Origin of the sequence: Hafnia alvei, from assembly GCF_964063325.1 — a bacterium.
GTDB lineage: Bacteria > Pseudomonadota > Gammaproteobacteria > Enterobacterales > Enterobacteriaceae > Hafnia > Hafnia alvei_B.
The window spans coordinates 1,811,508-1,830,233 of record NZ_OZ061315.1 but is presented as its reverse complement, the minus strand read 5'-3'; the positions used below and the strand labels follow the sequence as shown (position 1 = coordinate 1,830,233).

The following is an 18,726-nucleotide window of genomic DNA, read 5'->3' as shown; positions in this document are numbered from 1 at the left end:
ATTTTTTTCATCCAGAAAAAACAAAATTTAATACTATTTAGAAAGTTCTTAGGAATAAAAAAAACTATAAGAAAAGTCTAGGTCAAGCAGCTTCAAGGCGGGATAGCAAACCAATCTCTTGCTTTATTGCCGTGCCATACATTGACTATAGTCACTGTGTAGCCAAAGCGGGGAAAATTTGAACATTTCTTTTTGGCGGGGGCGACGCGCTACTTTGCCTGCACGGCGAAATCCATTTCAATGGAAAAAGATTCTAATAGCCAGCAAAAGGCTACGCCCAGCGGCGTGGCCTTTTACTGACGTTTTCCACGTGCATTACCAATCAATACCTGCCTGTGCCTGAATACCGCTGTCAAAGGCGTGTTTCACCGGCCGCAATTCACTGACCGTATCTGCCAACGCAATGATTTCACGGTGGCAGGCTCTTCCTGTGATCACCACATTTTGTTGAGCAGGTCGATTTTCTAGCGCGGTTAACACCTCATTGAGCGGCAAATAGCCATAGGTCAGCATGTAGGTCAGTTCGTCTAAGATAACCAGCCCATAGGTGGGATCGGCCAGCATGCGCTTGCCTTGTTCCCACGCCGTCACCGCAGCCCGGGTATCCGACAGCTTATCTTGGGTATTCCAGGTAAAACCGGTAGCCATAATATGAAACTCAGCCCCGGCGCGTTCGAGTAGATTTCGCTCGCCGCTCTCCCACTCCCCTTTGATAAATTGCACCACGCCCACCTTCATGCCGTGACCGATTGCCCGTGCCGCTGTACCGAACGCCGCCGAGGTTTTGCCTTTGCCATTACCGGTAAAAACAATCACGATCCCACCGCGTTTCGTGGCTGCCGCAACCCGCTGTTCAACGCGCTCTTTGAGCTGTTGCTGACGTTGTTGATAGCGTTCCTCACTCATGACGATGCTCCTATTGGCTATTTCTGACAGCCTGCACATGCCTTCATTTGAATCTGGTCGAAGAATGAGTGGCCTTTGTCATCGACCAAAATAAACGCAGGGAAGTTTTTGACGTTCATTTTCCACACCGCTTCCATGCCCAGTTCGGGATACTCAAGGCACTCCAAGCTTTCAATATATTCCTGCGCCAGAATTGCCGCCGAGCCGCCAATACTGCCCAGATAAAAGCCCCCATGCTGGGCGCAGGCGTCGGTTACCTGCTGGCTACGGTTGCCTTTGGCGAGCATCACTAAACTTCCGCCGTGAGATTGGAAAAGTTCAACGTAGCTATCCATTCGCCCACCGGTGGTTGGCCCCATGGAACCTGACACATGCTCGTCCGGTTTTTTTGCCGGCCCCGCATAGTACACGGGGTGATCTTTCATGTATTGCGGCAACGGTTCACCCCGTTCTAAGCGCTCTTTGAGCTTGGCATGCACGATGTCACGCGCCACAATCAACGGCCCGTTGAGCGACACTCGCGTAGAAACCGGATAGCGTGAAAGCTCTTGCTGGATCTCCGCCATCGGGCGGCTGAGGTCAATATTGACCACCTGCCCTTCTTGCTGCTGGCGCATCGCCTGCGGGATCAGGCGTTCGGGATGGCGCTCTAATTTTTCCAGCCAGATCCCCTGTTTATTGATTTTTGCTTTGATATTACGATCGGACGAGCACGATATAGCCATGCCAATCGGGCAAGATCCACCATGACGTGGCAAACGAATCACACGCACATCATGCGCAAAATATTTGCCGCCAAACTGCGCCCCCAAGCCAAACTCGCGTGATGCCTCAAGCAAGCTCTGTTCTAAGTGCGTATCGCGGAATGCCTGACCATATTCATTGCCACTCACCGGCAGCGCATCGAAATATTTGGTTGAGGCCAACTTGGCTGTTTTTAGCGTTTGTTCCGCCGATAAGCCTCCAATCACAAAGGCTATGTGATACGGCGGGCAGGCTGCCGTGCCCAAACTTTTCATTTTTTCGATCAGAAATGCTTTTAGTTTTTCCGGCTCAAGAATGGCTTTAGTTTCCTGATACAGCGCGGCTTTGTTGGCTGAGCCGCCGCCTTTATTCACGAACAAGAATGAATACTGTGCGCCCGTGGTGGCAAAAATATCAATTTGCCCAGGCAGGTTGGTCGCGGTATTCACTTCGTTGTACATATCCAACGCCGCATTCTGTGAATAGCGCAAATTATCTTGGCGGAAGGTGTTAAAAATGCCGCGCGACAGCGCTTCAACGTCGTCAGTATCGGTCCAAACATACTGGCCTTTCTTTGCGACAATCGTTGATGTTCCCGTATCTTGGCAGTTGGGCAAAATGCCTTTGGCCGAGATTTCAGAATTACGCAGGAGTTGTAAAGCGACATATTTATCGTTTTCACTGGCCTGTGGATCTTGCAAAATAGCCGCTACCTGCTGCTGATGCGCGGGGCGTAGGAAAAATGATGCATCATGAAACGCCTGTTGAGAAACCAGCGTTAACGCCTCGGGTTCTATTTTAAGCACTTCCTTGCCATTAATCGTGAAGGTAGAAACGTATTTATCGGTAAGTAGGTAATATTCCGTTTCGTCTTCAGAAAGAGGAAATATCTCTTGGTAAAAAAAATCATTTTTATGCATTATTTTTACTCAATAAATTGAAAAAAGTGGCAAAGCGTTCTTGCTAGCCATGGGCGCAACAAAAAAGATTGGTTGAAAATTGAAAATATAAAAGCAGTTCCAATTATTATTTTATTAAATTAAAAATCAAATGTTCAATTTTCAACATATAATGCTTAACCGTGAATACGTGTTTTCTTTAACTCTTCATCCTTTGATTTTTCATGAACCCAGTGGCTAAACTTCTGCAAACTACGTAATCCTCGTTTGCCTTCTTTATAGGTTAAAATAAAGTGATTACCTGTACTCATCGGTAAATCACACGGGATCACCATATCGCCATTTTCAAGATCTTTATGAATCGCAAAGCGCGGCAGCAGCGCCACGCCTAAATTAGAACGCACCGCAGAAATCAGCATAGAGAGCAGATCGAAGCGAGGCCCCATACGCACCTGCGGGCTACTCACGCCAGATAACGCAAACCAGTCGTGCCACGAATCTAGCCGTGTAGTCTGATGTAATAACCTATACTCATCCAGCAACTGGTCTGCGCGCATCACTTCTTTATCATCACGCCACAGCATTCGGCTACAGACCGGAACTAATTCCTCTTCAAATAAATGTTCATTTTCGGCCCAGGGGCTACAGAAGTCTTCTCGCATAATCACGGCGTCATAGCGTAGATTTAAAAAATCAGCCGGTGTGGTTAACGCAATTAAGTTAAGCACTATCTCTGGATTATTTTCATGAAAGTCACTGAGGTTAGGAATAAGCCAGTGCGTGCTAAACGTCGGCGTCACCGCTAATTCTAAAATCTGCTGGGTAGACTGATAGGACATAATACTTTGCGTATCACGCTCCATCTGCTCTAACGTATCTCTGACGAGGTCGAGATAATAACGGCCTGCGTCGTTAAGAAAAATGCGCTTACGCACATGATGGAATAAAGACACGTTAAGAAATTCTTCTAATGCGGTTATCTGACGGAATACCGCACTCTGTGTTAACGCTAATTTCTCTGCGGCACGCGTGTAGCTTTCATACTGAGCCACGGCTTCAAACGTCACTAATAGATCGGTCTTAGGAATTTTACAGCGCATTTTGATACACCCATTAATTCATAATTTAAAAATCAGTTACGTAACGGCGACGGCGGCAAAGTAAAACCACTGCTCGTTTGCTGGCCCATATCGCAATACATGGCGCAGGCGGCGCTAATCACTGACATAGCCACTGCGGCGCCGCTGCCTTCCCCCAAACGCAGATCCAGATATAAATACGGAACAAGGTCGAGATGCTTCAGCGCCACCCCTGCCCCTTTTTCAGCCGAAAAATGAGAGGGAATGCAGTAATCTCGCACCTGTGGCGCCAGACGGTACGCGGCAAGCGCCGACGCATAAGAGAGAAAACCATCCAGCACCACCGGTACTCCGGCGGCGGCGGCGCCAAGGATCACCCCGGTCATCCCGACTAAATCAAAGCCACCGATTTTAGCCAGCACGTCTACGGCATCATCGGCACGCGGTTGATTAACGTCGATGGCCCGCCGCACAACGCTTTCTTTATGTGCCACTCGCGCCAGTGGAAGGTTCGCGCCGATACCGACGACGTCATGAGGGTCGGTGTCGGTCAGCACGCTGATCATGGCCGACGCCGGCGTGGTATTGGCAATGCCCAATTCGCCGACGCCAAAGATCGAGATCCCCTGCGCCACGCGCTCCTGCACCAGATTTGCGCTGGCTATCAACAACTGTTCTGCCTGCTGATAGCTCATTGCTGGCCCGCGAGCGATATTTCCACAGCCGCGCGCCAGCTTCAGCGAACGCAGATCGGCGATAGGATCGGCATCAATACCAATATCGATCGGCAGCACGTGCGTATTGCTACTTTTGGCCAGCGCACACACCCCGGTAAGCCCCTTTTGCATGTTTCGAGCCTGGATCGCCGTGACATTTTTAGGCGTTACGGCAACCCCTTCCTCAAACACGCCGTGATCGGCGCACATCACGATAATCTCTTTGTTGAGATTGGCTAAATCCGCAATCCCCGACATGCCTGACAGCTGGATCGACAGCAGCTCCAAGCGCCCCAGACTTCCCGGTGGTTTGGCTAACGCATCCACATATCCCGCAGCCTGCGCCATTTTTCCCTGATCTAAGGGACGGATCATTTGAATAATAGAGTCCAATGTGTTCATGCTTTTTCTCGTTATGGTGGCGCATAAGGCGCAGGTTATTATCCGGTGTTGTGGTGGTGCTAAACCCAAAGCAGCGCTAACAGGAAAATCATTTCGCCCATCTCTTCTGCTGCGCCCAGCGTGTCTCCGGTTTGCCCACCGAGGTGATGGCGGAAATAACCCGCCAGCGCGTAAATAGCCACGAAAGTGATCGCCATCGCCGCCAGCGCCTGACGACCGCCCAGTATTGCCACCAGCAAACAGCCGATGACTAACGTCGTCGCTGCCTCAAAACGCGATATTTTACCGATATAAATATTGCCCATGCCGTCGCCTTGGCGGGCGTAGCGTTGCCCATACATCACCAATACCATCGCGGTTCGCCCCGCCACGCAGGCGCAGCTTAAAAAGCCGAATAATACCCATGGCGATGAATCGGAAAGCGACACCACCGCCAGCGTTTTCGTTACCACGCAGAAAATCAGCGCGAGGCCTCCGTAGGTTCCAAGCCGGCTATCTCGCATAATTTCCAGCATTCGCTCGCGTTGGCGGGCAGAGAAAATGCCATCGCAGGTGTCGGCTAATCCATCCAGATGAAAACCGCCGGTCAGCAACGTCAACGCAAACACGTAACCCAACGCGCCAATAAAAATACCTCCGCCTGATTGGCTGATAGCCAGCGAAACCGCAGCGGCTAGCATTCCCACCATCAGCCCCACGATGGGAAATGCTGGAACGCCACGCCCGTATTGCTGAAAATCTACCCCCTGCGCCCAGCGGCTTGGCACCGGCAAACGAGTAATGAATTGCACCGTGGCCCAGAACATCGTTAGCGTCATTAGATGTTGCTCCCGCAAGCCTGACTCATCGCTGTGGTTCCTGATGCTGGCGCATCAAGGCATAGATGCGGTCGATATCCAAATGCACCCGCATGTTGGATGCCAACGCGTCAAACTGCGTCTCTTTGTGATGCGCATAGTCAAAGTTTTCGCTGTCTAGCGGCGTCAGACCTTTTTTCTGCCTCAGCTGATTGAGCAGCGATCGGGTGAACCGATTTTGTTCAAACAGGCCATGCAAATAGCTGCCTGCTACGCTGCCATCGTGATTTAGCGCCCCGTCGAGCCACTGCTGCGCCTGACCATTCTTAACCTGCATATGCGCAAACGGACGGGCATTTTCACCCAGCGTGGAAACCCCCATATGGATTTCGTAGCCCGTCAGGGGTTGGTCACAGCATTGAGCTAACAGCCCGTTAAGGTGGGAGCCTGAAACGCCAGCCACCTGCGCGGTTTTTTTACTCGGTTCAAAACAGGTATCCACGTCCAGCAAACCTAAACCGCACATATGGCTTAGGCCTGACTCCACCTCATCGAAAATCTGATTACCCAGCATTTGATAACCACCGCAGATCCCCAAAATTGCGGTGCCTGCGCCGTGGGCTTTTTTAATCGCGCGATCCAGCCTTCTCGCTTTTAGCCAACTAAGATCGCCGAGCGTATTTTTACTGCCCGGCAAGATAATCAGATCCGCGCCCATGATTTCCTGTGGGTCGACGGCGTAGCGCAGACGCACATCTGGCTGCACCGAGAGCGGATTAAAATCGGTGAAGTTGGCGATGTGCGGAAACTGAATCACCACCACGTCGAGATCGGCTGCTTTGGCGGAGGAATATTTCCCGACCTGCAGCGCCACGCCGTCTTCATCTTCCAGATCCAGCGATAACCAAGGTAGAACGCCGAGAACCGGAACCTGAGTCAGCGCTTCAATTTGCTTAATGCCGGGCTGCAACAGCGTGATATCACCGCGAAATTTATTGATGATGACGCCAATAACTCGCGCCCTTTCTTCCGGTTTGAGCAACGCTAAGGTGCCATAAATAGAAGCAAATACTCCGCCACGGTCGATATCTGCCACCAGCAATACCGGTGCGCCAGCGGCCTCAGCCATGCCCATATTCACAATGTCTCGATCGCGCAGATTGATTTCTGCCGGGCTGCCCGCCCCTTCCAGCACCATGATGTCGGATTCGCTCGCCAGCTGTTGATAGACGGTTCGAATCTGCTGCTGTAGCTGAGGTTTATAGTGGTGGTATTCCACGGCATCCATGTGACAGGCGACTTTTCCCATCACAATAACCTGCGCTTTGCGATCGCTCGTCGGCTTGAGCAGCACCGGATTCATCCGTACATCGGGCGCAACTCCCGCCGCCTGCGCCTGAAAAATCTGCGCTCGGCCCATTTCATCGCCCTGCGCGGTAATCCCTGAATTCAGCGCCATATTCTGCGATTTGAACGGCTTACAGCGATAGCCATCCTGCATAAAAATCCGGCAAAATCCGGCAACTAAAACGCTCTTTCCCACGTCGGAGGCGGTACCCTGAACCATGAGTGAAATGCTCATTCTTGTTTCTCCTTCCAGTGCCGCAGCACCGCGATCATTTCCTGTTCGGTTTTGCACAGCGGCAAACCCGCCTCGCAGTGCAGTTTCACCAGCCAAGGCTGTTCTAAACCCGCACTTTCCAGCAGCGTTTTATTCACCAAAACCTCCTGCGGCGAGCCGGAACTCAGCACTTCGCCATCCGATAGTAGGTACAGTCCGTCACAGATTTGATAGATGAGATCGATATCGTGGCTCGAAATAATGATGCGTTTGCCCTGCGCCACGATCTGCTCAATGATCTCCAACATCTTGCGTCGCCCCGACGGATCGAGTCCGGCAGTCGGTTCATCCAAGAGTAAATAGTCCGATTGCATGACCAGCGCTCCGGCAATTGCCACCCTTTTTTTCTGCCCGAAGCTCAAGCATTGAACCGGCGTATGGCGAAAATGTTGAGCGTCAACCAAGCGCAAAGCCCAGTCGGTACGGCGCTTAATCTCCGCTTCCTCAATACCCAGATTACGCAGGCTGAAGGCAATATCATTTTCTACATCGCTGTAGAAAATCTGCTGGTCAGGATCTTGAAACACCGTCACCACGCTTTGGCGTAGCGCTCGAAGGCCCTTTTTGCTGTAGACCAACGGCTCATCGTCCCACCACACCTCGCCCTCTTGGGGCTGATAAATACCGGAGAGATTCATAAACAGCGTTGATTTTCCACTGCCGTTCGCGCCGATAATGCCGGTGACGTTGAAGTGGCTGAAATCTAACGTTAGGTGCTTTAAAACCGGCTTATCTTGATAGCTAAAACACAGCGTGCGCGTGGCTAATCCACCGTCGATGTGAGGTTTGGTGTCCGTTTGCATACTCATAGATGAAAATCACCCTGATAAAGCTTGAGTTCGAGCGCCACAGACATTTGCTGGTAGCGGCTCAGCACGCGAGAAAACAGCATCGAAACCAGCATGGCCAAAGACCGATAGCTGCTTCCCAAAGAGCAGTAACCAAAGCGCAGCGTCTGAGCGTTGTGGATCGCCGCCGCCTCTTCAACAAAAATGAAAATGAACCGCCACGTCAGTAATATTTGTTCAATTAACAGATGCGGCACGCGGCAAAACTTCAGCAGCTTAATCAGCTGTTCAAACGGCATGTTCAACATGAACCAAAAGGTGGCGGCCAATGACGCGAGGCTGCGCCAGAACGTCTGATTAGCGGTCTGTATGCCTAAGGCATCAATTCCCCACCAATAGCCTGCGACCGGATACCCCCACAGCAGCGTTTCTGGATGCTGCGTCCCCGTTAGCACTATCGCGAGAACGCCTACGCACAGAAAACCAATGGGGATCAGCAGCCATTTCAGGTAGCGGAGCACGCTAATATGCAATAAATAGCAGGTCAGAGCAGCCAGTCCACACAGCACGCCAATCTGCCCTAACGGCGGTAAAACCATGGCTAGCGCCATAAACACCACGTACATCGCGAACTTGATGCGCGGATCTTTATGGCACCAGCGGCTCTGATAGCTCAGCGTTTCAAGATTCAGCATTTTCGTTGCGGCCACGACGGTAATAGCCCAAGACGTAGAAGATCACCGCCGTTCCCAGACACCCTTGTAAGGTGAAAAGCAGGCTTTCAATCTCGCCGCTTGCCGGTTCATAAATCGACTCAAACCAAGGCTGATAGTGCGGGGAAATCTGTAAGATTTGTGCTTCGGCCTGATCGTCTGAGCCGCCATATTCCCCGCCGTGATCGATAAAAAACGGCATGATAAATAATGCAATCACCAACGCGATCAAGATGTATGTTCTCTTCATTGTGAGAAACTCCATGCGTGGACTAAACGTCTTTTCACCAACTGGTCATAGATAAGAACGGTTAACAGGCCTTCAGCGATGGCAATCGGAACCTGCGTGAAGCAGAAGATCCCCATAAATTTCAATATCGCCGCCGTCATGCCTAGCTGCGGATCGGGGAACGCTACGCCTAACTGAATCGAAGTCACCGCGTAGGTCACAAGATCGGCAAAGAAGGCACAGAGGAAAACGCCCACGTCTTTGCGCAGCCCCGCTTTGCATGAAATTCGCCAGATGAGATATCCCACCATCGGGCCAATGACCGCCATCGACATGGCGTTTGCGCCCAGCGTGGTGACTCCGCCGTGTGCCAGCATCAGCGCTTGGAACAGCAGAACAATGGCGCCCATCACGGCAACCACCGACGGGCCAAATAGGATCACCGCCAGCGCAACGCCGGTTGGATGTGAGCAGCTGCCTGTAACAGAAGGGATTTTTAGGGCCGACAGCACAAAGATAAAGGCGCAGCACAGCGCCAACAGGACCTTTTGGTTACTGTCTTGTTGCACAATATGGCGTAGCCGAACTATTCCGGCCGCTAAAAATGGCAGGAAAATCAACCACCAGCCAATGGCCCACATCGGCGGTAAGAAGCCTTCCATGATGTGCATCGCGAACGCCTCTTGGGGCGCTAAAATCAACAACACCGCAATGACAAAGCCGGTTAGTGAAAATTTCTCTAAGCTCTTTTGCATGACTTACCTCGAAGCATTCCAATTTTTATTCACTAAGATGGTTGAAAAATAAGGCAGTTCGAGCTGTCGGTCGCACTCATCAAGGTGATACCAGCATTGCTGTGTGGGCAGCGTGGCGTCAGACATCATGATGGCGTGGTCGAGTAACCCCATTCGCCCGAGTAAAGTACGTATCGTGGTGAAGCGGCCATACACCTTCATCAGCACCACGCAGTCATGGGTGCGTAAAGCCTGTTCCAGCTCGTTTTCCGGCGACGTGCACGAGAGTACGGCCAGCGTTTGATTCTCCATCGCCAGCGGCATCGCGCTGCTGGCGGCAATCGCGGCGAAAGACGTCACGCCGGGAATAATCTCCAGCCACGGTTGGTGTCCAATACGCGCCAGCAGTGATACCCAGGTGCTAAAAAGCATGGCGTCGCCCAGCGTGATAAACCCAACCTGTTTGCCCTGCGCGACTTCTCGCTGCATGGCGTCGGCAACCCGATCCCAAACCGCCTCTTTTCGCGCCTGTTCGGCTTTCATCAGGAAGTGATAGGTGCGTATTTCGGTGTTTGGGGAGAGGTACTCGGCAACAATGCGGTGCGCTAAACTCTGCGCATCGGCTTTCCCTGCAGGGGTGTAGAGCACATCAAGCTGCGCAAGCGTGCGCGCCCCGCGAACGGTAATCAGATCGCTTGCGCCGGGGCCGACGCCGATGGCGTATAGCTTGCCGGTCATAACGCCACCGCCGCACAGCGTTGCGTCAGTGCAACGGGCTGGTAGCGCCGCGCGTGCATAACCGAACTTATTGGTTTCATAAGAGATGTCCTTTTTTAGCTGGTGTCTGTTCATCTTGATAACAACCTGCGCCGCGCTAGATAACGTACCCGCGCGGCGTAATCATCAATCCATCACTCAGATAGGTTGACTGATTGCCGACGATCACCAGACTGGTCATATCCACCTGTGAGAAATCCATTTGGCTAAAGGTAGTGACCCATTTCTCCTGCTTTTTCCGTCCTGCTGCCTTCACGACCCCCACCGGAGTGGTATCCGTTTTCCACGGCGTCATCAGCTCAAAAGCCTTGGCGAGATGCCCCTCGCGCCCGTGGCTGCGGGGGTTATAGAAACAGATGACGAAATCGGCCTGCGCCGCGGCGATAATTCGTTTCTCAATCACCGGCCACGGGGTGAGCAAATCACTGAGGCTGATATGGCAAAAATCATGCATCAGCGGCGCTCCGAGCAGCGCGGCGCTGGCGATACTGGCCGTGATGCCGGAAACCACGCGCACTTGGACATTCCGGCGTTGTTTGCTGACAAGTTCCAAAATTAGACCCGCCATGCCATAAATGCCGGCATCACCGCTGCATACCATGGCAACATTTTTTCCCTGCTCGGCAAGATCGATAGCTATCTGGCAGCGTTCGATCTCTTTGCACATGCCGGTTTTGATCACCTCTTTGTCGGCGGTCCACTTTTTGACTAAATGGGTGTAGGTTTTGTAACCCACCACGATATCGGCCTCTTGCAAGGCAGCGATGGCTTCTTGGGTCATCATCGCTTCGCTGCCCGGACCTATGCCTATTACGCTCAACATGCGGTTGTTACTCCTGTCATCATGAGGATCATGCTGTTAAGCCTGACGATATTCGTGGCTGAAATCGGCATCGTAGAGCTTTGAATAGTGGAACTGGTCACCGAGAAAAGCGCCGACTAAGATCAGCGCCGTTTTGCCAATTCCGGCGTTATTGACCTTCTCTGAGATATCGGCCAGCGTGCCGCGCACGGTTTGGCTGTCTGCCCAAGTGGCTTTGTAGACCACCGCCACCGGCGTATCGAGGGGATAACCTCCCGCAAACAGCTGGCTGACAACGCCGCTAATGTTTTGCACAGAAAGGAAAATCGCCATCGACGTTTGGTGACGTGCAAAAGCCTGAAGCGTTTCCTTCGGCGGCATCGGCGTGCGCCCTTCAATGCGCGTGATAATCAGACTTTGCGCGATCTCGGGTACGGTATACTCCACGCCCAGCTGAGCGGCGGCGCCTAAAAATGAGCTGACGCCCGGCACTGAGACAAAGCCAACCCCGTGTTGGCTCAGCACCTCGCCCTGTTCACGAATAGATCCATACAAAGAGAGATCGCCGGTCTGTAAACGCACCACCAGCTTTCCGGCGCTAACGCCCGCCAGCATTAGGTTGGTTATTTGTTCTAAGGTGAGCCCTGCGCTGTCATGGCATTGTGCCTCGGCAGGGCAATATTCCAGCAGTTCGGTATTGATCAGAGATCCGGCATAAATCACCACCTGCGCCTGTTGCAACAGTTGGTAGCCTTTGAGGGTTATCAGCGATTTATCACCGGGTCCGGCACCAACAAACCATACTTTTTGGGTATCAAAACGTTCAGGCACAGCCCTTCTCCTTGCGGCAAGAAATGAGGTAAGAGAAATTATTTGGTTTGAAATAGTGACCTTGTCCCAGCGGCGTTAGCGTATTCACCTGAATCTCACGGCAATCGAGGTCTGCGACCGATCGCTGCTGCAGATAGGAAAGTGCCAGGGAGAGGTTTTCTAATAAAATGAAGCTCATCACTAAACGGCCATCCGGCGTTAAGCGCTCCAGCGCCCAGTCAATCAGCTCCCGCAGCATTCCGCCGCTGCCGCCAATGAAGACGGCATCAACCCTCTCGTTTAATGCCATCGGCGCGGTACCGGCCAAAATGCGCAGATTGCCGCAGCCAAAGCGTTGGCTATTTATCGCGATGAGATCCAGCGCATCCACGTTACGTTCAATGGCGATGACGTCTAGATCTGGATAACGTAGAGCGGCCTCTAAACTTATGCTGCCCGTTCCCGCGCCCACGTCGACAAAACGGCGAGCCTCAGCCAGCTCGAGCCTTTCTAGCGCAAGTAATCTCACCGCCTCTTTCGTCATTGGCACACCGCGCTCGCGGATAAATAATTCATCTTTCATCAACACGGCTCCTCATGGGTTCTCATGCCGTTACGTCTGCGGGGAAACGCCGTGAGAAGTCAGCCAAGATGTCATTGACGGGGCGATTTGCACCCAGCATAGGGTTGTCTAAAGAAAATAAGATGGCGTCACATACCGGGCGGTTATGCGAAAACCGCAACATCTCATCGATGCGTTGGCAGATTTTTTTGGCTATTAATTCAAAAACGTTTTGCCAACCGCGCTTGTTAATTAGGTCGATGGCGGCCTCTGTGGTGGCGCACTGCTCTACTGCGTACAGCAATTCAAAAGGCGCGCCGAGCAATGCCAAATTGGCGATCAGCACTTCCCTACCGCAATCGGCAACGTGGCTATGGGTATGGAAAATACCCGCGGCTATCTTGACCAGCTTTCCGGCATAACCGACCAGAACCACATGGCGAAATCCCAGCCGCACACACTCTTGCAGCATGTAGCCAACGAAGTTGCTCATCACCACCGCGTGATGCCCACAGGCGGTGAGGTGTTCTGCAATCAAGCACTCTTCGTCATTGCTGGGAACTAAAATGATCTGCTCTAAGCCCTGCGCTCGTTTGCTCTCCAGCTCAATCGCCAGAGCGCGTTTCCAGCTCTCTTCCGACATCGGGTTTACACTATCGCTAGCGCCGATGATGGAAATTCCACCTTCGATCCCCAAATGCACGTTGTAGGTTTTGCACGCGCGCTTTTCCCCCTCTGGGGCAAAAATAACAATATCCGCACCTCGACCAGAGCCAATCACCTCACGAACCGCCAATTCAATCATTTGGCGCGACGTTTTGTGAATGGCCGCGGTTCCCACGTATAGCCCTAGCCCTGCGCGAGTGATGCGCCCAATGCCTTCACCGCCGTCAATCGTAATAACGCCGCTGTTGTTCAAACTGACCCGCGCATAGATCAGCATGTCGTGGGTGGCATCGATATCGTCACCACCGTCGGTGCATATTGCCGCTGTGGCTTGCTGTCCCTCGATCAAAGGATGCTCTACCGATAAGAACAGCGTGACGCCAGCGGATGTGGTAAGCGAAATTTGTTCAATAATCTGCTGACGCAGGATCATCAAAGCCGCGATACGTGCCGCCGCCGTGGCACATGACCCAGTGGTATAGCCTTTGTGCCAGGTTCTTCCTTTATGCCTCTCCATCATTGAATACCCTCGGCTTATCACGGTGCACAAACACCACTGGCTCATTTATATGTTTTATGTTTCGATTTTTTGGTTTCGACGTTTTCGCTTTACACCCTTTATTTTTATTTCGTCAAACACCCTGGTTGTATTTTCCATGTAAATAAAAGGTGGTAACAATTAATTAACTTAACATTTAATTTAACAAATCAGTTAAAAAACACGCTGACACACGCCAATAAAATTGCAGCGTAATATATATAGAAAGCGTATTTTTATTGCATATTAAGAGCCATTTAAATCTCGGTATTTAAAATACACACTTTCATATTTACAAACATAGCAATTGGTTTTTTTTGTGACCAGCATCTTAATAATAATTAAAGTTCATTAATTGCCACAAAAAATCAAAATTTATAAAACAAAAACATAGCCGAGGACATAGCAGATTTAAATACCCAGTTTGCAAAGTAATTACTTTACTCATAAAACCTTAAAAACTAAATGAACAGTAAATAAATTAACCATTAACTTCAACGAGATATAAACAAAAATCAAGAACCTCAAATAATATAAAGAGATCATTCCGTAAAATGATTAAATATTGCGAGCGGCGTCAAACATATATTTTTTTTAGTCATTAATAATAGCGTCGCATCAGTAAGACCCATGAAAATTTATATAATTATAAATCTAGCGGTAATTTTAATTACCCGAAACTTCAGCCATAAGTTTTAGCCATAAAGGTTTGTCTAATGAGGAAAGGAAAAGTTTTACTAGTGGGCGCTGGACCAGGAGATGCATCACTCATCACGGTTAAAGGATTAATCGCTATTCGTGAGGCTGACGTTATTGTCCACGATCGTTTAGTTAATCTTGATCTGATTGCGCAGGCTGCGTCGAACTGTCAAATTATTAACGTTGGGAAAAAACCTAATAATCATCCGATCCCTCAAGAGAATATCAACCAAATCCTCATTGATCATGCCCTCATGGGAAAAAATGTCGTTCGCCTAAAAGGGGGCGATCCGTATGTTTTTGGGCGCGGCGGCGAGGAAGCAGAAAGTCTGGCGCATTGTGGGATCCCTTTCGAGATTATTCCGGGGATCAGCTCGTCTATCGGCGGGTTAGCCTATGCAGGTATCCCCGTAACGCATCGTGACTATGCCTCCAGTTTTCACGTAGTGACGGGTCATATGTGTCAAGGCAACGAACCGCAAAATTGGCAGGCGCTGGCACAGTTGGAAGGCACGCTGATTGTGCTTATGGGGATGACCCGACAAGAGGAGATTTGCCAGTTGCTGATCGATGCCGGTAAATCTCCCGATACGCCTGCGGCGGCCGTTATGTACGCCAGCCAGCAGAAACAGCAGATGGCGAAAGGCACCTTAACCACCCTCAAGGATGAAATTCAGCGTAAAAATCTGCATGCACCTGCGTTACTGGTTATCGGCCAAGTGGTCAATCTCAGCGAAATTCTGTCATTTGCTTCCAGCCAAGTTGATATCAGCCAAGAATTATTGCTGCAGGCGGTATAGCCAACAACATCCGACGCGAAACTGGCAAAATAAAATCTGTTTAGCCTTGCGAACAGACTGTTAACCATCGGCATCAAGGTGTGATTTATGGCTGAAGCATCCTGTCCGGCCTCTTGTGGTGAACTACTACAGGGGTGGATGGTGGGAGGGGAAAAGCTGATCTCCTGCCCTATCAACTGGTATAGCACCGTTTACGTGAATGAAGGGAAACCGGGTCCGCAAGAGCGCCCGCGAATGCGGCAAATGCTTCAGCAGGTATTGTCCTTTCTCGGTGAATCGCCACGGCTAGCTGAAAGTCTGCGCATTGAGTTTGACTCAACCATTCCAGTAGCCAAAGGTTTAGCGAGCAGCACCGCAGATATCGCCGCCACGGCAGTGGCTACTGCGCGTTTGCTTAACCGTTCGCTAAGCCCCGAACAGCTGGCTGTTCTTTGTGTTGCCATTGAGCCAACGGACAGCACCATCTTTAAAAGCCTCACGCTTTTTGACCATCAGACAGCGCAAACCCAGCAGCATTTTCCGTGGCTGCCTACGCTGGATATTGTGCTGTTAGAAAGCCCGCAGCGCGTCATTACCGAAGAGTTTCACCGTAGAGATCGCCAGGCGCTGTTACTCAATCAGGCGCAAAATTTAGAAAATGCCCTGATCCAGTTTCACCTTGCCAACCATCGCCGCTGTTATTATCGCCTTGGCGAAGCAACCACGCTTAGTGCGATTGCCAGTGAATCTTTATTACCCAAACCTGAATTTAACCAGCTGCGCGATTTGGTCGAACATTGGGGACTTTATGGTTTGAATGTGGCCCACAGCGGGAGCATCGTTGGCTTACTCTGCGATCGGCGTAAACATGATATCGACAAAATAGTCAGTGCATTACAGCAGCGAAAAATAGCGGAAAGCTACCCGAGAATTCATGTCGTTAAAACCGTTGCCGGTGGCGTACTTTAGCGACGTTCTCTAAATAGCAAGTGACTGCATCTCATTTATACCCTTCATTCTTTAAATGAAGTGGTTAAATTTAGGTGTTATTTAAACAGGAATGATCTCTGGTTTAAAATTTCACGCAGCATGGTCTTATCAGTATTGCGAGGTGACGCATTGATAATTATCAATGGTATTTATTCACGGGTGGCAAATTTACGCTTACCTTTTTAATTTTCTTATTTTTTTGAAATTATAAAAACACCCAATAAATATGACAAAGGTCACATTCCACTAAATACTAAGTAGATCACAAAAATGGATAATCATTTAGCACCCTAGCGGGGGGTTATGTATTTTCACAAAAAACAATAAACACGTAATACCATGTTATTTAACGATTTTATTTAATTTTTTTATTTTTAAATAATAATTTATTTATTTTTCAAGAACTCCTGACGAGATATCAATTGTGTTTGAGTGGCGCAAAAAGCACATTGTAATGAACAAATATTCAGCGGTTTTTTTTGAATTTTTATCGTCGCGTTATCGCCAACACTTTATATGCAGCATGTCACAAAAAATAACCTCTGGTGAGTTTCAAACATGATTTTGATCATGGCATTAACTTTCCAGTCACCAAGCTAAATATGGACCGTTATCTAAATAGAGGGCTTATTAACATGCAAAATCCAACAATTGTTATTGGCGTCATCGGTGCTGATTGCCATGCTGTTGGTAACAAAGTATTAGATCGCGTATTCACCATGCACGATTTCAACGTCATTAATCTCGGCGTGATGGTTAGCCAAGATGAGTATATTGATGCGGCCATTGAAACCGGCGCGCAGGCTATCGTCGTTTCCTCTATTTATGGGCACGGTGAAGTGGACTGCATCGGCATGCGGGAAAACTGCATCGAGCGCGGCATCGGCGACATTCTGCTCTATGTGGGCGGTAATCTGGTTATCGGTAAACATGACTTTTGCGATATCGAAGCCAAGTTTAAAGGGATGGGCTTTAACCGGGTCTTCGCCCCTGATACGGATCTGGAGCTGGTTTGCTCGCTGATGAGAAAAGACATTGAGCCCGTTATGCAAAACGAACGTGTTGCAGAGGGCGTGCAATGATCAACGTCTCTATCGATATCGGCTCCACGTGGACGAAAGGAGCAGTGTTCGAGGTGGGAGATAATGACCATATTGAAGTCAAGAACTGTGCATTATCTCCAACAACACCGCACCATCTGGCTGAGGGATTTTTTACCGTTCTGAATAAAATCCTCAACGTTGACGATGCACGTCCGCTCTTGGCGTCGGGAAAAATCAAACTCGATTATTCCTCGTCGGCCAAAGGTGGACTGGCCGTTGCCGCCATCGGTCTGGTGCCCAGCATTACGTTAGAGTCGGCGAAGGTCACGGCGCATTCTGCCGGAGCAAAGGTTTCACAGCATTTTGCTTATAACCTGAACAAAGCAGATCTGCGTGCTTTAGAGACCACGCCGCCCGATATTTTGCTGTTTACCGGAGGCACCGACGGCGGTGACTGCGTGCATGGTTTAGCTAACGCCAAGCTGTTGGCCAAATCTAATCTCGAATGCGCCATTATTTATGCGGGTAATCGCGACCTGCAAGATGAGATTCAAGATCTGCTCGGCGATAAAGATTTAACCATCGTCGATAACGTTTTACCAAGTCTGGATAACCCGAGTCCATTGGGTGCTCGCAGCGCTATTTGCGATATTTTCCTGCATAAAATCGTTAAGGGTAAAGGGCTAGACGTCATTGTCGAGCAAACCGGCGAAGAACCTTTACCGACCCCCTACTCCGTTTTCGAACTGGTGGAGCAGATCCGCCGCCATGTCGTGGGATGGGAAACCTTCATGCTTCTCGATATGGGCGGCGCCACGACCGATATTTACTCGGCGAACCAGAACAGTCTGGCACCGGATACCGTTATGCATGGGCTACCAGAGCCCATCGTCAAACGCACGGTAGAAGGCGATCTGGGGATGCGAGTTTCGGCCATCACGGCAGGTGAAACCGGAGCACCGCTGATTGCTCATTATTTTTCTCATCAAGAAAGCAAAATTGCGGCCTTTCATCATTACCTGAAGCATCTGGTGGCTCATCCGGGCTATCTGCCACGTACCGATGAAGAACGCGTCTTTGATCAACTGCTGGCGGGGATCTGTGTGGGTTATGCAGCCGAACGCCACGCGGGCAAAAAAGTACAGGTCTGCACCTGCGCCGGAAATGTCGACCTGCAAGTGGGCCGAGATCTCAATCCGATCAGAAAAGTGATCGGCACCGGTGGCTGGCTCTCGCGCGCCAATGATTTCGATATTCACCACTGGTTGAAATATCGCGATCTGGACGACAACGGCAAGCAAGTGCTGCTGCCTAGTCAGTTTGAATATTACCGAGATACACAGGGTTTACTTCCGCTACTCGCCAATGTCGCTCGTCGCTTTCCTAAAGCTGCCGCCCAGACTAGCGTTCGTATTTTGAACAAGTAAAAATT

At 50.3% G+C, this 18,726-nt stretch carries 19 protein-coding genes; 4 read left to right on the top strand and 15 right to left on the bottom strand.

Annotated features, from left to right (window positions below):
- Positions 1–315: 315 nt before the first annotated feature.
- The 15 genes from cobO to cbiD form a co-directional block, all read right to left on the bottom strand.
- On the bottom strand, positions 316–906 hold the full coding sequence (cobO, locus tag AB3Y96_RS08570; RefSeq protein ID WP_367298957.1) for a cob(I)yrinic acid a,c-diamide adenosyltransferase: 591 nt from the start codon (positions 904–906) through the stop codon (positions 316–318).
- A 17-nt stretch (positions 907–923) separates the two neighbouring features.
- Positions 924–2,570, bottom strand: a complete 1,647-nt coding sequence (locus tag AB3Y96_RS08565) for a fumarate hydratase (protein WP_367298956.1) — start codon at positions 2,568–2,570, stop codon at positions 924–926.
- Between the two features lie 155 nt (positions 2,571–2,725).
- Positions 2,726–3,649, bottom strand: coding sequence for a LysR substrate-binding domain-containing protein (locus AB3Y96_RS08560; protein WP_072307318.1), 924 nt, complete (start codon positions 3,647–3,649; stop codon positions 2,726–2,728).
- 32 nt (positions 3,650–3,681) lie between these two features.
- A complete protein-coding gene (cobT, locus tag AB3Y96_RS08555) occupies positions 3,682–4,746 on the bottom strand; it encodes a nicotinate-nucleotide--dimethylbenzimidazole phosphoribosyltransferase (protein ID WP_367298955.1) in 1,065 nt (354 codons plus the stop codon).
- A 59-nt stretch (positions 4,747–4,805) separates the two neighbouring features.
- Positions 4,806–5,564, bottom strand: a complete 759-nt coding sequence (cobS, locus tag AB3Y96_RS08550) for an adenosylcobinamide-GDP ribazoletransferase (protein WP_072307316.1) — start codon at positions 5,562–5,564, stop codon at positions 4,806–4,808.
- 25 nt (positions 5,565–5,589) lie between these two features.
- Positions 5,590–7,125, bottom strand: coding sequence for a cobyric acid synthase (locus AB3Y96_RS08545; RefSeq protein ID WP_367298954.1), 1,536 nt, complete (start codon positions 7,123–7,125; stop codon positions 5,590–5,592).
- Positions 7,122–7,967: an ATP-binding cassette domain-containing protein gene (locus AB3Y96_RS08540; RefSeq protein WP_072307608.1), complete on the bottom strand. Its 846-nt coding sequence runs from the start codon at positions 7,965–7,967 to the stop codon at positions 7,122–7,124. The genes AB3Y96_RS08545 and AB3Y96_RS08540 overlap by 4 nt, the downstream gene beginning before the upstream one ends.
- A 2-nt stretch (positions 7,968–7,969) precedes the next feature.
- Entirely contained in the window at positions 7,970–8,647 is a 678-nt protein-coding gene (locus AB3Y96_RS08535) for an energy-coupling factor ABC transporter transmembrane protein (RefSeq protein WP_367298953.1), read from the bottom strand.
- Positions 8,634–8,915, bottom strand: coding sequence for an energy-coupling factor ABC transporter substrate-binding protein (locus AB3Y96_RS08530; RefSeq protein ID WP_367298952.1), 282 nt, complete (start codon positions 8,913–8,915; stop codon positions 8,634–8,636). Before AB3Y96_RS08530 ends, AB3Y96_RS08535 begins: the two co-directional genes overlap by 14 nt.
- Positions 8,912–9,649 (bottom strand): cobalt ECF transporter S component CbiM, encoded by a 738-nt coding sequence (gene cbiM, locus AB3Y96_RS08525; protein ID WP_072307312.1) that lies wholly within the window; start codon positions 9,647–9,649, stop codon positions 8,912–8,914. Before cbiM ends, AB3Y96_RS08530 begins: the two co-directional genes overlap by 4 nt.
- Before the next feature lie 3 nt (positions 9,650–9,652).
- Entirely contained in the window at positions 9,653–10,366 is a 714-nt protein-coding gene (locus tag AB3Y96_RS08520) for a cobalt-factor II C(20)-methyltransferase (protein ID WP_072307607.1), read from the bottom strand.
- 136 nt (positions 10,367–10,502) lie between these two features.
- Complete coding sequence (locus tag AB3Y96_RS08515; protein ID WP_072307311.1) at positions 10,503–11,228, bottom strand: precorrin-3B C(17)-methyltransferase; 726 nt, start codon at positions 11,226–11,228, stop codon at positions 10,503–10,505.
- Positions 11,229–11,264: 36 nt separating this feature from the next.
- Complete coding sequence (locus AB3Y96_RS08510; RefSeq protein ID WP_367298951.1) at positions 11,265–12,038, bottom strand: cobalt-precorrin-4 methyltransferase; 774 nt, start codon at positions 12,036–12,038, stop codon at positions 11,265–11,267.
- The gene (locus AB3Y96_RS08505) at positions 12,031–12,600 is read right to left on the bottom strand and encodes a decarboxylating cobalt-precorrin-6B (C(15))-methyltransferase (RefSeq protein ID WP_072307309.1); all 570 of its coding nucleotides are present in this window, start codon (positions 12,598–12,600) and stop codon (positions 12,031–12,033) included. Before AB3Y96_RS08505 ends, AB3Y96_RS08510 begins: the two co-directional genes overlap by 8 nt.
- 22 nt (positions 12,601–12,622) lie before the next feature.
- Positions 12,623–13,765 carry a cobalt-precorrin-5B (C(1))-methyltransferase CbiD gene (gene cbiD, locus AB3Y96_RS08500; RefSeq protein ID WP_367298950.1) on the bottom strand — a complete coding sequence of 381 codons (1,143 nt, stop codon included), beginning with the start codon at positions 13,763–13,765 and terminating at the stop codon, positions 12,623–12,625.
- Positions 13,766–14,499: 734 nt separating this feature from the next.
- On the opposite strand from cbiD, the gene cobA reads away from it, so the two are divergent.
- The 4 genes from cobA to glmL all read left to right on the top strand — a co-directional run bounded on the left by cobA (position 14,500) and on the right by glmL (position 18,721).
- Positions 14,500–15,282 carry a uroporphyrinogen-III C-methyltransferase gene (gene cobA, locus AB3Y96_RS08495; RefSeq protein WP_072307307.1) on the top strand — a complete coding sequence of 261 codons (783 nt, stop codon included), beginning with the start codon at positions 14,500–14,502 and terminating at the stop codon, positions 15,280–15,282.
- An 87-nt stretch (positions 15,283–15,369) separates the two neighbouring features.
- Positions 15,370–16,230 carry a GHMP kinase gene (locus tag AB3Y96_RS08490; protein ID WP_072307306.1) on the top strand — a complete coding sequence of 287 codons (861 nt, stop codon included), beginning with the start codon at positions 15,370–15,372 and terminating at the stop codon, positions 16,228–16,230.
- A gap of 656 nt (positions 16,231–16,886) precedes the next feature.
- Positions 16,887–17,333 (top strand): methylaspartate mutase subunit S, encoded by a 447-nt coding sequence (glmS, locus tag AB3Y96_RS08485; RefSeq protein WP_046360770.1) that lies wholly within the window; start codon positions 16,887–16,889, stop codon positions 17,331–17,333.
- Positions 17,330–18,721, top strand: a complete 1,392-nt coding sequence (gene glmL, locus AB3Y96_RS08480) for a methylaspartate mutase accessory protein GlmL (RefSeq protein ID WP_072307305.1) — start codon at positions 17,330–17,332, stop codon at positions 18,719–18,721. Before glmS ends, glmL begins: the two co-directional genes overlap by 4 nt.
- The last annotated feature ends 5 nt before the right edge of the window (positions 18,722–18,726 follow it).